At 68.8% G+C, this 13,129-nt stretch carries 13 protein-coding genes and 1 tRNA gene; 5 read left to right on the plus strand and 9 right to left on the minus strand.

Features of this window, described 5'->3' with window-relative positions:
• Window positions 1-111: 111 nt before the first annotated feature.
• The 3 genes from HZY97_RS06940 to HZY97_RS06950 form a co-directional block, all read right to left on the minus strand.
• Window positions 112-1,155 carry an enoyl-CoA hydratase/isomerase family protein gene (locus HZY97_RS06940; protein WP_180142023.1) on the minus strand — a complete coding sequence of 348 codons (1,044 nt, stop codon included), beginning with the start codon at window positions 1,153-1,155 and terminating at the stop codon, window positions 112-114.
• A gap of 127 nt (window positions 1,156-1,282) precedes the next feature.
• Window positions 1,283-2,425 (minus strand): acyl-CoA dehydrogenase family protein, encoded by a 1,143-nt coding sequence (locus HZY97_RS06945; protein ID WP_180142024.1) that lies wholly within the window; start codon window positions 2,423-2,425, stop codon window positions 1,283-1,285.
• On the minus strand, window positions 2,422-3,408 hold the full coding sequence (locus tag HZY97_RS06950; RefSeq protein ID WP_180142025.1) for a polysaccharide deacetylase family protein: 987 nt from the start codon (window positions 3,406-3,408) through the stop codon (window positions 2,422-2,424). The genes HZY97_RS06945 and HZY97_RS06950 overlap by 4 nt, the downstream gene beginning before the upstream one ends.
• Window positions 3,409-3,479: 71 nt before the next feature.
• On the opposite strand from HZY97_RS06950, the gene HZY97_RS06955 reads away from it, so the two are divergent.
• Entirely contained in the window at window positions 3,480-4,526 is a 1,047-nt protein-coding gene (locus tag HZY97_RS06955; protein ID WP_180142026.1) for a helix-turn-helix domain-containing protein, read from the plus strand.
• Between the two features lie 72 nt (window positions 4,527-4,598).
• Window positions 4,599-5,396, plus strand: a complete 798-nt coding sequence (locus HZY97_RS06960) for a sterol desaturase family protein (protein ID WP_257214943.1) — start codon at window positions 4,599-4,601, stop codon at window positions 5,394-5,396.
• Here the strand turns inward: HZY97_RS06960 and HZY97_RS06965 are convergent.
• From HZY97_RS06965 to HZY97_RS06980, 4 genes are all read right to left on the minus strand, one after another.
• Window positions 5,377-6,873, minus strand: a complete 1,497-nt coding sequence (locus HZY97_RS06965; protein WP_180142027.1) for a CoA-acylating methylmalonate-semialdehyde dehydrogenase — start codon at window positions 6,871-6,873, stop codon at window positions 5,377-5,379. The two genes, HZY97_RS06960 and HZY97_RS06965, sit on opposite strands and share 20 nt — an antisense overlap.
• A gap of 103 nt (window positions 6,874-6,976) precedes the next feature.
• Window positions 6,977-7,756, minus strand: a complete 780-nt coding sequence (locus HZY97_RS06970; RefSeq protein ID WP_180142028.1) for an ABC transporter ATP-binding protein — start codon at window positions 7,754-7,756, stop codon at window positions 6,977-6,979.
• Complete coding sequence (locus HZY97_RS06975; RefSeq protein ID WP_180142029.1) at window positions 7,747-8,718, minus strand: iron ABC transporter permease; 972 nt, start codon at window positions 8,716-8,718, stop codon at window positions 7,747-7,749. Before HZY97_RS06975 ends, HZY97_RS06970 begins: the two co-directional genes overlap by 10 nt.
• Window positions 8,715-9,545 (minus strand): ABC transporter substrate-binding protein, encoded by an 831-nt coding sequence (locus tag HZY97_RS06980; protein ID WP_180142030.1) that lies wholly within the window; start codon window positions 9,543-9,545, stop codon window positions 8,715-8,717. The genes HZY97_RS06975 and HZY97_RS06980 overlap by 4 nt, the downstream gene beginning before the upstream one ends.
• 133 nt (window positions 9,546-9,678) lie before the next feature.
• Here HZY97_RS06980 and HZY97_RS06985 point away from each other — a divergent pair, with 133 nt between their 5' ends.
• Complete coding sequence (locus tag HZY97_RS06985; RefSeq protein WP_180142031.1) at window positions 9,679-10,986, plus strand: methyl-accepting chemotaxis protein; 1,308 nt, start codon at window positions 9,679-9,681, stop codon at window positions 10,984-10,986.
• Between the two features lie 19 nt (window positions 10,987-11,005).
• Window positions 11,006-11,845, plus strand: a complete 840-nt coding sequence (gene kdsA, locus HZY97_RS06990; protein ID WP_180142032.1) for a 3-deoxy-8-phosphooctulonate synthase — start codon at window positions 11,006-11,008, stop codon at window positions 11,843-11,845.
• Here the strand turns inward: kdsA and HZY97_RS06995 are convergent.
• Entirely contained in the window at window positions 11,842-12,663 is an 822-nt protein-coding gene (locus HZY97_RS06995; RefSeq protein WP_180142033.1) for a trans-aconitate 2-methyltransferase, read from the minus strand. The genes kdsA and HZY97_RS06995 overlap by 4 nt on opposite strands.
• Window positions 12,664-12,738: 75 nt before the next feature.
• On the opposite strand from HZY97_RS06995, the gene HZY97_RS07000 reads away from it, so the two are divergent.
• Window positions 12,739-13,002, plus strand: a complete 264-nt coding sequence (locus tag HZY97_RS07000) for a hypothetical protein (protein ID WP_180142034.1) — start codon at window positions 12,739-12,741, stop codon at window positions 13,000-13,002.
• Window positions 13,003-13,053: 51 nt separating this feature from the next.
• Here HZY97_RS07000 and HZY97_RS07005 read toward each other — a convergent pair.
• A tRNA-Val gene (locus HZY97_RS07005) sits at window positions 13,054-13,128 on the minus strand.
• Window position 13,129: the final 1 nt, after the last annotated feature.

Raw genomic sequence — 13,129 nt, forward strand, 5'->3', positions numbered from 1 at the left:
CGCGGGCGTGCGCGCCTGCGCGTGAGCCTGCCAATCGGGCAGGTGCGGCGAAGGCAGTTGCGAGGATCATCGACTCGCCATGCCATGAGGCGGGGTCTGTAGGACAGCGATTCATGCCGGCGTCCACGCCTCGCCTTCGGGCAGGGGGGCAAAGATCGCGTCGACGCTCGCTTCGGTCACGCCTTCCAGCGTAGCGGGCTTCCATTGCGGCGCATTGTCCTTGTCGACGATCAGCGCGCGGACGCCCTCGATGAAGTCATGGCTTTGCGCGACGCGGCTGCCGATGGCGAATTCCTGGCGCATCTCCTCGGCGAAGCTCGCCTTGGCGCGGCCTTCGCGGACGAGGCGGAGCGAGACCTTCATCGACTGGGGCGACTTGCTGCGCAGCGTGGCGAGTTGGGCTGCGGCCCATTCGCCCGGATCGGCGGCCAGCGCGGCGACCACGCCTTCCGCCGTATCGGCGGCGAACAGCCGGTCGATCTCTTCGCGATGCGCGGCGATGCGCGGTTCGGGTGCAGGCGTCGACAGGTCGGCCAGCGTTGCATCGATCGAGGCAGGATCGGCGATGATATGCGCTTTGGCGTCGTCCAGCTGGTCGGCAGGCAGGTAGTGGCTGGCAAGGCCGAGCGCGACGCACTCGGCGCCGTCGAGCCTGTGGCCGGTGAGCGCGAGATATTCGCCCATCTTGCCCGGCAAGCGCGACAGATACCAGCCGCCGCCCACGTCGGGGAACAAGCCGATGCCGGTCTCGGGCATGGCGAACTTGGTGTTCTCGGTCGCCACCCGGTACTTCGCCGGCTGCGAGATGCCGACGCCGCCGCCCATGGTGATGCCGTCCATGAACGCCACAACCGGCTTCTCGTAGGTGAACAGCGCGTGGTTGAGCTGGTACTCGACCCGGAAGAAGTCACGCGCCTGGCTGCCGTCGCCGGCGCCGCTCTCGGCGATCATTCGGATGTCGCCGCCTGCGCAGAAGCCCCTGCCCTCGGCATGATCGATCAGCACGATCTCGACGGCGGGGTCATTGTGCCAGGCGGTCAGCACATCGAGCATCGCCGCGCACATTCCGGTGTTGAGCGCGTGGATCGCCTTGGGGCGGTTGAGCCGGATGCGGCCGGCGCGGCCTTCGATGAAACAGAGGACGTCGTCGGTCATAGTTTTTCCCCGGCGAAGGCCGGGGCCCAGCCCTTCATGAATATCGTGCGCGGCAGCGCATTCGGCGCTTCGCGCCGAGTCTGGGCCCCGGCCTTCGCCGGGGAAAAAGTAAGAGAAAGAGGACGCCTCACTGCCGCGTGAGCTCCCGGCCGACGATCATCCGCATCACCTGGTTCGTGCCTTCGAGGATCGAATGGACGCGCAGGTCGCGCCAGAAGCGCTCGATCGGATAGTCCATCAGATAGCCATAGCCGCCGAAGAGCTGGAGCGCGCGGTCGACCACGGACGACCCGGTGTCGGTGGCGAAGCGCTTGGCCATTGCGGCGAACTTGGTCTTGTCGGGCGCGCCGGCGGTCACCTTGGCCGCGGCGAGATAGAGCAGCGCGCGGGCGGCCTCGAGCTCGGTCGCCATGTCGGCGAGGACGAATTGCGTGTTCTGGAAGTCCGCGATCGGCTTGCCGAACTGCTGGCGGTCCTTGGTGTATTTGACCGCCTCGTCGAGGCAGCGCTGGGCGCCGCCGAGCGAGCAGGCGCCGATGTTGAGGCGGCCGCCGTCGAGGCCCATCATCGCGAAGCGGAAGCCCTCGCCCTCGCCGCCGACGCGGTTCTCGACCGGCACGCGGACATCCTCGAAGGTCACCTGGCGCGTCGGCTGCGAATGCCAGCCGAGCTTGCGCTCATTGGCGCCGAACGAGACGCCGGGCATGTCCTTCTCGATCACCAGGCACGAAATGCCCTTGGGGCCGTCCGCGCCGGTGCGGACCATCGTCACATAGACTTCGTTCTCGCCGGCGCCGGAGATGAACTGCTTCGAGCCGTTGACGACATAATGATCGCCGTCGAGGACAGCGCGGGTCTTCAGCGCAGCAGCGTCCGAACCCGAGCTGGGTTCGGTGAGGCAATAGCTGGCGATCCGCTCCATCGTGATCAGCGAGGGGAGATATTTGTCCTTCACCGTCTGCGACCCGAAGGTGTCGATCATCCAGCTCGCCATGTTGTGGATCGAGATGAAGGCGCTGGTCGACGGGCAGCCATAGGCCATCGCCTCCATAATCAGCGCGGCTTCCAGTCGGCCGAGGCCGATGCCGCCGCTCTCCTCCGAGACATAGATCGAGGCGAAGCCGAGCTCGGCCGCGGCGCGGATCGTGTCGCGCGGGAAGATGTGCTTCTCGTCCCATTCCGCCGCATGCGGGGTGATCGCATCGGCGGTGAACTTCTGCGCCATCTCCTGGATGGCACGCTGGTCGTCGGTAAGTTCGAACTGGGTCATTGGGCTTTCTCGTGCAGCACGCGCTCGTTGAAGAGCGGGTTGGCGATCTTGAGGTCGTTGCGGTCGTAATAACGGGGCGGAGGGATCTTCTTCTCCCAGGCCATCTGCTCGGTGAGTGTGCCGTTGGTCCACGGCACCTCGGGCATCGCGGTGCGGATCGGATCGGCATAGGCCGCGTCCGGCGTGATGATCTCCCATCCGTCGCGGCGGAGCGCATCGATCAGGTCGCCGATGAACAGGGCGGCGATGTCGGTCTCGTGGAGCAGCATGACGTGCGCGGGCGAGCGGCCGATCGTCTTGATCGCCAGCTCGTCGGCGAAGTCGGCGGCCTGGACATGGCTCTCGACATAGAGATCGCGCAAGCCCGCCATGTCGATCGGCTTGCCGTCCTTCTTCGCCGCGATCGTCAGCCCTTCGATGTTCCAGTCCGAGGCTTCGGCAGTGACATAGCCATTCTGGATATGCCGCGCGGCGAGGCCGGCGCGGATGGCGGCGACCTTGGCCTTGTCCGGCCCGCCTTCGTCGAGGAACGGGAAGCGCAGCCAGCGGCGGCTGTTGGGCTGCTTGTCGAGCCAGGCCTGGGCGAGATCGACCTGCGACAGGAACTCCTCGGTCGTGACCTTGGACAAATGCGGATGCAGCCAGGTGTGGTTGGCCAGCACATTGCCCGCCGCGACATAGTCGGCGATCCGCTTCATCGCGGCCTTGCCGGCGGCGCCATTGTCGATCCGGCCCGGATTGACGAACAAGGCGACCTGGCTGACTCCGCGCGAGCGCAGCATCGCGATCAGCTTGGTGGTCCGTTCGTCCTGGGTGAGGAACGCCCCACTGCCGCGCGGCACATCGTCAAAGGTGAACGCGATGCGCTTGGCGGCGGCCGGCGGCGTCGAGGCGCTGACACTGATCGTCTGCTTGCCCGGCACCACCAGCGCGAGCGCGATGCAGGCGATCAGCGCCTTGAGTATGAAGCGCAGTCCGGTCATCGCTTGAGCCCCCTGGTTCCAGCCTCTTCCGCCAATAGACGCTGGCGGGGGGCGGCGCCATAAGACAGCGCATGGACCGACTGTTGCTTATCGATACAGCGATGCGGCTGATGGGGGTGGGACAGCTGGTGCTGATGGCGCTGGTCGTGGGCCGCAGCGGCGCGCCGGCGCGGATCCGCTGGACGACGATCCTGCTGCTGACGAGCGTGGCGGCCTATCTTTCGGTCGTCTCGCCGACGCTGCATCTGTGGCGCTCCGCGGCCTGGCCGGCGATCCTGATCCTCTCGCTCAATGCGCCGCTCGCGCTTTGGGTGTTCGCGCTCCTGATCTTCGAACGGCCGATCGACTGGCGCCTGTTCGGGCTGGCGCTCGGCGTAACGCTGATCGACTGGGCCTTTGCGCTCCACGCGCGCTATGTGACGCACGAGATGCCGCTGGTGGCGAGCGGGATGCAGCACGCGATCGCATTCCTGCTCGCAGCCCACGCCATCGCCATCGCCATCGCCAATCGCGGCGACGACCTGCTCGAAAAACGACGCGCGTTCCGGCTGGGCTTTGTCGTGGTGGTGGGCGTCGAGACGCTGGGCGTGGTGGTGGCGGAAAGCGCCTACGGCCTGATGCGCAGCGACATCTGGCTGATGCTGCTCCAGTCGAGCACCTCGCTGCTCGCGATCCTGGCGTTCGGCGCGGCGATGCTCTCGGCCAATGCCGAGCTGCTGTTCGATGCGGACGCCCGCCCGCCCGAACGCGCGCCGCTGTCGCCGGCCGAGCATGTGCTCAAGGGCAAGCTCGATGCGGCGATGGCGCGCCGTGTCTATCGCGAGAGCGGGCTGACGATCGGGGTGCTCGCGGACCGGCTGGGCACGCCCGAGCACCGGCTGCGCGCGCTGATCAACCAGCGGCTGGGCTATCGCAACTTCTCGGACTTCCTCAACTCGCACCGCATCGGCGATGCGCGCGCCTGGCTGGGCGACCCGGGCAAGGTCGACCTGCCGGTGCTCACCCTGGCGATGGACCTGGGCTATGACAGCCTCGCGCCGTTCAACCGCGCCTTCCGCGAGGCGACCGGCACCAACCCGAGCGACTATCGCCGCAGCGCCATTCTCGAAAAAAGCTGATCGATTCCGGAAATGCGCGGGATTTTCCGGGCGCGGCGGGACCGGGTCGGCGTGCTTCGCTAGCCAGCCGGCATGCCGCACTGGATCGTACCGCTCGCCGCGCATGGCGCACACAGCTTCGCAATAGAACTCGGCCGCTACCTCGTCGCAGCGGGGATCATGTCGCTTATCCTCTGGGCGGGTGCCCGCTGGACCGCAGCACGACGCATCCAGAAGCGCAGCCCGGCCAAGGGCGACCGCGCCCGCGAGTTCGGCCATTCGATGCTGTCGGTCGGCATCTTCGCGCTGTGGAGCATCGCCACGCTGGCGATGAACCAGGCGGGGATCATCCATGTCGCCTTCACTGCGCCACTCTGGTGGCAGGTGGCGCTCGAGTTCGTCGCGATCGTCCTCGCGCACGACGCCTATTTCTACTGGATGCACCGCGGGCTGCACACCAAGGCGATGTTCCGCCGGGCGCATCTGACGCATCACAAGTCGCGCACGCCCACGCCCTGGGCCGCCTACAGCTTCGCGCCGATCGAAGGCGTGTTCGAGGGGCTGTTCCTGCCGCTGTTCCTGCTCTTCGTGCCGATGCACGGGATCGTGGTGCTCGCCTTCCTGCTCCACCAGATCGGCCGCAACGTGCTCGGCCATTCGGGGCACGAGCTGATGCCGCCGGGGTTCACGCGCTTCCCCCTCACCGCCTGGCTGACCACGGCGACGCATCATGACCTGCACCATAGCGGCGGCGGACATAATTTCGGGCTCTACTTCACCTGGTGGGATCGCTGGCTGGGCACCGAGCACCCGCGCTACCACGAAAGCTTCGAGGCAGCGGCGGTGCCGTGGTTCGGTGCCCGTCCCAGGCTCACCCCATCGTCGGAATGACGAAGGCGTTGCCGCCGTCGGGCGAGCCATCGGGCCAGCGCTGGGTGATCGTCTTGACCTTCGTCCAGAACTTCACGCCTTCCATGCCGTGCTGGTTGGTGTCGCCGAACGCCGAGCGCTTCCAGCCGCCAAAGGTGTGATAGGCGACCGGCACCGGGATCGGCACGTTGATGCCGACCATGCCGACATTGACGCGCGCGGCGAACTCGCGGGCGGCGTGGCCGTTGCGCGTGAAGATGGCGACGCCATTGCCATACTGGTGATCGCTCGGCAGGCGGACCGCGGTCTCGAAATCGGGTGCGCGGACGATCTGGAGGACCGGGCCGAAAATCTCTTCCTTATACGCCTGCATGTCGGGCGTGACCCGGTCGAACAGGCTGGGCCCGATGAAGAAGCCCTGCTCATGGCCCTGGAGCTGGAAGCCGCGGCCGTCGACCACCAGCTCGGCGCCTTCATCGACGCCGGTCTGGATCCAGTTCTCGACGCGCTGCTTGTGCGCGGCATTCACGACCGGGCCGTAATGCGCCTCGGCATCGGTGGAGACGCCGACCCGCAGCGCCTCGATCGCGGGGATCAGCTTTTCGCGCAGCGCATCGGCGGTCTTGTCGCCGACGGGGACGACGACCGGGAGCGCCATGCAGCGCTCACCCGCCGAGCCGAAGGCGGCACCGGAGAGATCGGCGACGACCTGGTCGAGATCGGCATCGGGCATGACGATGCCGTGGTTCTTGGCGCCGCCCATCGCCTGGACGCGCTTCCCCGCCTCTACGCCGCGGCGATAGACATAATGCGCGATGTCGGACGAGCCGACGAAGCTCACCGCGCTGATCGCCGGGTGATCGAGGATCGCGTCGACCATTTCCTTGTCGCCGTGGACGACCTGGAGAATGCCCGCGGGCGCGCCGGCCTCGAGCATCAGCTCGGCGAGGCGCACCGGCACGCTGGGATCGCGCTCGGAGGGCTTGAGGATGAAGGCATTGCCGCAGGCGATGGCGACGCCGAACATCCACATCGGGATCATCGCCGGGAAGTTGAACGGGGTGATGCCCGCGCCGATGCCGAGCGGCTGGCGCATCGAATAGACGTCGATGCCGGGGCCGGCGCCCTGGGTGTACTCGCCCTTCAGCACATGCGGGATGCCGCAGGCGAACTCGATGACTTCGAGGCCGCGCTGGATGTCGCCCTTGGCGTCGGCGATGACCTTGCCGTGCTCGGACGAGAGCAGATGCGCCAGCTCGTCCATGTTCTTCTCGATCAGCGCCTTGAACGCGAACATCACGCGGGCGCGGCGCTGCGGGTTGGTCGCGGCCCAGCCGGGCTGCGCGGCCTGGGCGGCGGCGATCGCCTTGTCGAGATCGGCCTGGGTGCCGAGCTGGACCCGGGCCTGGACCTGGCCGGTGTTCGGGTTGAACACTTCACCCACGCGGGCACCTGCGCCGCCCGCATGGCCGACAATGACATGGTCGATGTTACGCATCTTGCTCTCCTGCCGCAGGCTCTTGCGGCCCGACTCGCTGTGTAATTTAATTACGCACTGGCACAAGAAACGGTCGCTGTCACGTGGAGGGCGACGGGGCGTGTCAGCCCCTGGTGCGGCCGATCGGCACCGGGAGCAGCCGGCCGGTTTCGTCACCGATCACCATCACCTCGACGCCGAACGCATCACGCAGCGGCTGGTGGGCAAGCGCCTCGCTGGCGGACCCGAAGGCGACGACCTTGCCGTCGCGCAGCAGCAGCACATCGTCGGCGGCGCGGGCAGCCTGGATCAGGTCGTGGAGGACGATGACCACGCCCATCCCCTGCCCCGCCAGATCGCGCAGGCTGTCGAGCAGGCCGAGCTGGTGCGCGGGGTCGAGCGCAGCGAGCGGCTCGTCGGCGAGCAGCCACCCCGGCTTCCCGGCAAGCACGCGGGCGAGGAGGACGCGGGCGCGCTCGCCGCCGGAAAGCTCGCCGACCAGGCGTCCTGCGAAATCGGTGGTGTCGGTGGCGGCCATCGCCTCGGCGACCGCTGCCTCGTCTGCCGCAGACATGCCGGCGAAGGGCGAGCGGTGCGGCATGCGGCCGAGCGCGACGAGGCTCTCGACCGGGACGTTCCAGTGGACGCTGGCTTCCTGCGGGAGATAGCCGATCGCGCGGGCGCGCTCGCGCGGCTCAAGACGGCCGATCAGCTTGCCGCCGAGACGGACGAAGCCGGCATCGGCATCGACGAGCCCGGCAAGCGCGCGGACGAGGGTCGATTTGCCCGAGCCGTTGGGGCCGAGGATCGCAGTGACCTTGCCTGGGCGGAACACCGCATCGATGCCCTGCAGCACGCGGCGGTTGCCGAGGCTGACCGCGAGATTGTCGATGCTCAGATCCATGCCGACCGCCGGAGCTTGAGGAGCAGGCCGAAGAAGAAGGGCGTTCCGATCAGCGCCATCGCGACGCCGAGGCGGATTTCCGACGCGCCGGGGGCAAGCCGGACGAGGCTGTCGGCGGCCAATACCAGTGCCGCGCCGCCGAGCGCGCTGGGGAGAAGAAGCGCCGAAGGCTTCGCGCCGACGACCGGGCGGAGCAGATGCGGGACAATCAGGCCGACAAAGCCGACCACGCCGGTCACTGCGACGCTGGCGCCGACCGCCAGGCCCGCGCCAAGCACGACCAGCGCCTGGGTGCGCTCGAGCGGCAGGCCGAGCGAGCGCGCGGCTTCCTCGCCCAAGGTCAGCGCATCGAGGGCGCGGCCGGTGAAGAGCAGGAGGACGCTGCCGACCAGGATGAACGGCACCGCCAGCTGCACCTCGGCAAAGCTGCGATCGGTGAGCGAGCCCATGATCCAGTCGATGATCTCGGCGGTGGCGTAAGGATTGGGCGCGATCGAGATCAGGAAGGCGGTGAGCGCCCCGCCGAGGCTGGCGAGCACGGTGCCGGCGAGCACGAAGGTGACGGCGCTTTGCGCGCGCCAGGCCAGCGCGGCGAGCAGCAGCATCGATCCGCCGGCGGCAAGCATCGCGGCGCCGAAGATGACCAAAGGCGCGCTGGCGGCGAACAGCACGATCGCCGCGACCGCACCCAGTGCGGCGCTCGACGAGACGCCGAGCACCGAGGGATCGGCGAGCGGATTGCGCAGATAGCCCTGCAGCACCGCGCCGGTGAGCCCGAGCCCTGCGCCGATGACGAGGCCGAGGATTGCGCGGGGCAGCCGCAACTCGGCGACGATCCACCAGCGCGGGTCGTCGGTGAACCAGGCGGAGAAGGGCACGAACACCTTGCCCGCCGCCAGCGAGGCGACGAACAGCAGCGCGACGAGGATCGCGAGCCCGGCGAGGAGGGGAAAGCGCTTCACCGGCCCACCTGCCGGCGGATCTCGGCAAGGCGGGTCATCGCCGTGGCGATCACCGGGCCGCCGCAATTGACGAGGTTGCGCGGGAAAGTCGCCTCGGTCACCCGGCCCTGGCTATGCGCGAGCGCGCGGCGGCGCAGCTCGGCGGCGCGGCTGGCCGAATCGCGACCCTGCCCATCCGGCACCAGCATCACGCGCGGCGGATCGGCGACGATCCGCTCGGCGGGCAGCGTGCCGGTGAACTGGAGCCCATAATGCGCCGCCTGATTGGCAAAGCCGGCACGGCGCAGCATCTCGTCGAGCAGATTGCCCTCCCCCGAAACCATATTGCCGCCGATCCACACCAAAGCCGGCACCGGCGGGCCACCTTTTGCGGCTGCGGCGACGGCGCGGTCGATCGTTTCGTTCATTGCCTTGCCCTTTTCGGGCACGCCCAGCGCGGCGGCAAGCTCGGTCACCTGCGCCTTGCTCGCCTCGATCGTCACCGGCGAATCGAGATAGAGCGTCCGGAGCCCGGCGCGGGCATAGGCGGCACGCGTGGCGGGCGAAGTGAAGGCACTGGCGATCACCAGGTCGGGCTGCATCGCCACCACTTCCTCCGCCGTGCCGCGCGTGCCGCGGAAGCTGTTGGCGAGATCGAGCGGAATTGAAGTCGCGCCCGGGTCCTGCGAATAATGGCTGATCGCCGTGATCCGGTCGTGCGGGACCAGTTCGACCAGCATCGCGTCGGCGCACGGATTGGTCGAGACGATGCCCCCGCCGCCGCGCGGTGCGGGCGCGCAGCCGGCAAGCGCCGCACAGGCAAACAGGAATGCGCTTGAGCCCCGCATGTGTCGCCGGATACACCGCGCAGGCTGTTTTGCGCGAAGAATCGTCCGTAACCCGCGAAAAAATGCGCTTTGTCTCGGTACTGTAACGCTCGGCTAAGTGCGCATTTACCAACGCACCCCTATCCGACGGGCGATGCTTCTCGCCGCCCCCTCCCCCGCCCCAGGCGCCACCTGGCTCACCGAGCGCGAGCTCGATCCGCCGATGCTGACGCTCACCGACACAATGTGGCGGGCCGCCGAGCTGTTCGGTACCGATCCCGAGCTGCGGCTGGTGGCGATCGTCGATGACAAGCAGCGGCCGCTCGGCGCGATCTTCGAGAAGGATGTGCGGCGGCTGCTGCTCAACCCCTTCGGCCACGCGCTGATGCGCAACCCGAGCTACGGCGCGGCGGTGTCGCGCTACGTCCGCGCCTGCCCCACCGCCGAGATGACCGGCGATCTCGGCCTGCTGATGGAAGCCTATCGCGCCGCGGGCGGCAGTGAGGGCATGATCCTGACGCGCAACGGGCGGGTGCAGGCGACCGTGAATAACCGCCGGCTCGTCCACCTCGCCGCCGAGCGCGAAATCGCCTCGGCGCGCGCGCAGGTGGAGCGCGCCGCGCGGATCGAGGCGGCGAGCAGCCGGTTCGAGGCGCAGGTGGAAGCGCTGTCGCGCGACCTGGGCCAGCTTTCGAGCGAGCTGGAACATGGCGCGACGGCGACAGCGGACCGGGCGAGCGGCGTGGGCGACCGCGCCGTGGCGGTGGCTACCGCCGCCTCGCAGACCAGCGACAACATGGCCGAGATCGCAGCGCGCGGCCGCGAACTGGCAGGCGCGCTGGCGGGAATCGGCAACAACACAAGCGATGCGCGCCAGGCCGCCGGCGTGGTGCGCACGCTGGTCGAGGCCGGCAGCGAGCGCGCCCGTGAGCTGCTCCATTCGGCACACTCGATCGATTCGGTGATCGGCCTGATCGCCGACATCGCCCGCCAGGTGAATCTGCTCGCGCTCAACGCAACGATCGAAGCAGCACGCGCCGGCGAGGCGGGGCGCGGCTTCACCGTGGTGGCGAATGAAGTGAAGCAGCTCTCCACCCAGACCGGCATCGCCGCCGACCGGATCACCGCGCATGTCCGCGAGATCCGCAGCGGCATCGACGAAGTCGCCGCGGGCCATGGCCGGGTCGAGCAGGCGATCGGCGCGATGGCGACTTTGGCCGATGCGGTGGAAACCGCCGTCGCCGCGCAGGAGGAAGCGACGCGGATGATCGCGTGGAACGTCGACGAGGCGGTGCAGGCGAGCAACGGCATCCAGCGCGATGTCGAGCAGATCGGCGGCACGTCGCTCGATGCGTCGAACCAGGCGCAGGCGATGCAGCGGGTCGCGGTGCGGCTGCACAGCGGCGCCGATGCGCTGTCCGATCAGGTCCACGCCTTTCTGGGCGAATTGCGCCGCGCCTGAACTCGGCTAGGCTGGCCCCATGCTCCTATGTGGTACCCAAGTGGGCGGCGACCGGCCGCTGTTCCTGATCGCGGGCCCCTGCGCGCTCGAATCCGAATCGCTCTCGCTGCGCGTCGCCGAGGTGCTGGCCGGTATCGGGGAGCGCCTGGGGCTGCTGGTGATCTTCAAGGGGTCGTTCGACAAGGCCAACCGCACCTCGGGCACCGCATATCGCGGGCCGGGGATGGACGAGGGTCTGGCGATCCTCGCCAAGGTCCGCGCCGAGACCGGGCTGCCCGTGCTCACCGACGTGCATGAGGTGGCGCAGGTGCCCGCAGTGGCGCAGGTGGTGGACGTGCTGCAGACCCCCGCCTTTCTCGCCCGCCAGTCCGACCTGATTGCCGCGGCGGCAGCATCGGGAAAGCCGGTCAACATCAAGAAGGCGCAGTTCATGGCGCCCTGGGACATGGCGCATGTGCTGGCCAAGGCGCGCACCGCCGCACAGGACGCGGGCGTGGAGCCGGACAATTTCCTGCTGTGCGAGCGGGGCACCAGCTTTGGCTATAACGCGCTCATCACCGATCTGCGCAGCCTGGCGGTGATGGCGGAGACGGGCGCGCCGGTGGTATTCGACGCGACGCACTCGGTGCAGGCGCCGGGCGGGCTAGGCGCAAGTTCGGGCGGCGCGCGCGAGCATGTGCCGCTGCTGTGCCGGGGCGCGGTCGCAGCAGGCGTGGCCGGGCTGTTCCTCGAGACGCACCCCGATCCCGATCGCGCACTTTCCGACGGGCCGAACAGCTGGCCGCTCGATCAACTGGAGGCCCTGGTCGAGAAGCTGGTGCGGCTCGATGCCTTTGTGAAAGCCGGAATGCCCGCCTAGCCGGTGGCGGTGACGATCTCGACGCGCACCGGCATCCACACCTGCCCGTCACGGATATGGCTGGCGCAGCTCGCGGTGAGGCTGGCCCGGGCGGCGTCGCGAAGCGCGGGCGACGCGTCGGCGAGCGGCGCCGCGCTCGAGGACGAGGCCAGCAGGAAATCGGCTGCCGCTTGCGCCGAACCGCCGGGCACCGGCAGGTCGCCGCGCCAGGTGCGGCTGGCGGCACCGTGGAAACCGGCGGCGTCGAGCAGCGCGACCAACCTGGCCGAATCGCCATAGCGGCACGGGCCCGGCGCATCGGGATCGGCAGGCGGCAGGTGCATCACCGCGGCGAGCGCCGCGCGGATCTGCGCCATGAAGCCCACCTCCCCCGGCGGTCCCCACACGGCGAAGGCCAGCCGCCCGCCCGGCGCGAGCCAGTGGCGCAGATTGGCGAAGGCGGCGGCGGGATCGTCGAAGAACATCACGCCGAAGCGCGAGGCGAGCCGGTCAAAGGGGCGTTCGGGCCGCCAGGTGGAGGCATCCGCTTCGACGAAGCGCGCCACGTCGCCCGCGCGCGCAGTGGCCGCGGCGACCAGGTCGGGCGAGATGTCGAAGCCGGTGACCTCGCTGCCCGCGGGCGCCGCAGCGGCGATCGCGCGCGTGGTCCCGCCCCCGCCACATGCGATCTCCGCGATGCGATACGGCGCGTCGAGCGCCAGCGCCTCGATGAAGGGCACGTCGACGGGCGAGAGCATCGCCTCCATCCCGTCCAGCTGGTCCCGCCACTGGGCGCCGCGACCGCCCGCCCAATCATAGTCCGAAGCCTTGCTTTGCATGCCCGCCTCATGCGCCAATGCGCGGCGCGACGCCAGCGGCTGGTGCGGGCAGGCGGATCGGCTATCACAGGCGCCATGGCCAGGAAGAAGCGCTACCTCACCGCCACGCTGCCGGACGGCTATGTGAAGACGATCGGGCCGACCAATGCGCCCTTCACCCATTATTGGCGCATCGTCGCCGATCTGGGCGGCGGCAAGACCGAAGTCTTCTGGGGGCACGCCAAGTCGCTGCAGGAAGCCACCGGCAAGAAGGCCGCGCTCGCCGATGCGGCGAAGCAGCGCGGCTGGGACGGCTATCGCTTCGAAGTGGTGGAACTGACCGAGGGCCAGCCCGACTGATCGCGGGCAAGAAAAAAGCCGCCAAGTCAGGGACCTGGCGGCTTTTCAATATGGTGGGCGCGGCAAGGATTGAACTTGCGACCCCTGCGATGTCAACACAGTGCTCTACCACTGAGCTACGCGCCCG

Source organism: Sphingomonas sp. R-74633 (assembly GCF_013416555.1).
Lineage (GTDB): Bacteria > Pseudomonadota > Alphaproteobacteria > Sphingomonadales > Sphingomonadaceae > Sphingomonas.

Bases quoted from the DNA above. Each gene is read 5' to 3' on its own strand.
- HZY97_RS06940 (WP_180142023.1), bottom strand. From the start codon at position 1,155: ATGACCGACGACGTCCTCTGTTTCATCGAAGGCCGCGCCGGCCGCATC.
- HZY97_RS06945 (WP_180142024.1), bottom strand. From the start codon at position 2,425: ATGACCCAGTTCGAACTTACCGACGACCAGCGTGCCATCCAGGAGATG.
- HZY97_RS06950 (WP_180142025.1), bottom strand. From the start codon at position 3,408: ATGACCGGACTGCGCTTCATACTCAAGGCGCTGATCGCCTGCATCGCG.
- HZY97_RS06955 (WP_180142026.1), top strand. From the start codon at position 3,480: ATGGACCGACTGTTGCTTATCGATACAGCGATGCGGCTGATGGGGGTG.
- HZY97_RS06960 (WP_257214943.1), top strand. From the start codon at position 4,599: ATGCCGCACTGGATCGTACCGCTCGCCGCGCATGGCGCACACAGCTTC.
- HZY97_RS06965 (WP_180142027.1), bottom strand. From the start codon at position 6,873: ATGCGTAACATCGACCATGTCATTGTCGGCCATGCGGGCGGCGCAGGT.
- HZY97_RS06970 (WP_180142028.1), bottom strand. From the start codon at position 7,756: ATGGATCTGAGCATCGACAATCTCGCGGTCAGCCTCGGCAACCGCCGC.
- HZY97_RS06980 (WP_180142030.1), bottom strand. From the start codon at position 9,545: ATGCGGGGCTCAAGCGCATTCCTGTTTGCCTGTGCGGCGCTTGCCGGC.
- HZY97_RS06985 (WP_180142031.1), top strand. From the start codon at position 9,679: ATGCTTCTCGCCGCCCCCTCCCCCGCCCCAGGCGCCACCTGGCTCACC.
- kdsA (WP_180142032.1), top strand. From the start codon at position 11,006: ATGCTCCTATGTGGTACCCAAGTGGGCGGCGACCGGCCGCTGTTCCTG.
- HZY97_RS06995 (WP_180142033.1), bottom strand. From the start codon at position 12,663: ATGCAAAGCAAGGCTTCGGACTATGATTGGGCGGGCGGTCGCGGCGCC.
- HZY97_RS07000 (WP_180142034.1), top strand. From the start codon at position 12,739: ATGGCCAGGAAGAAGCGCTACCTCACCGCCACGCTGCCGGACGGCTAT.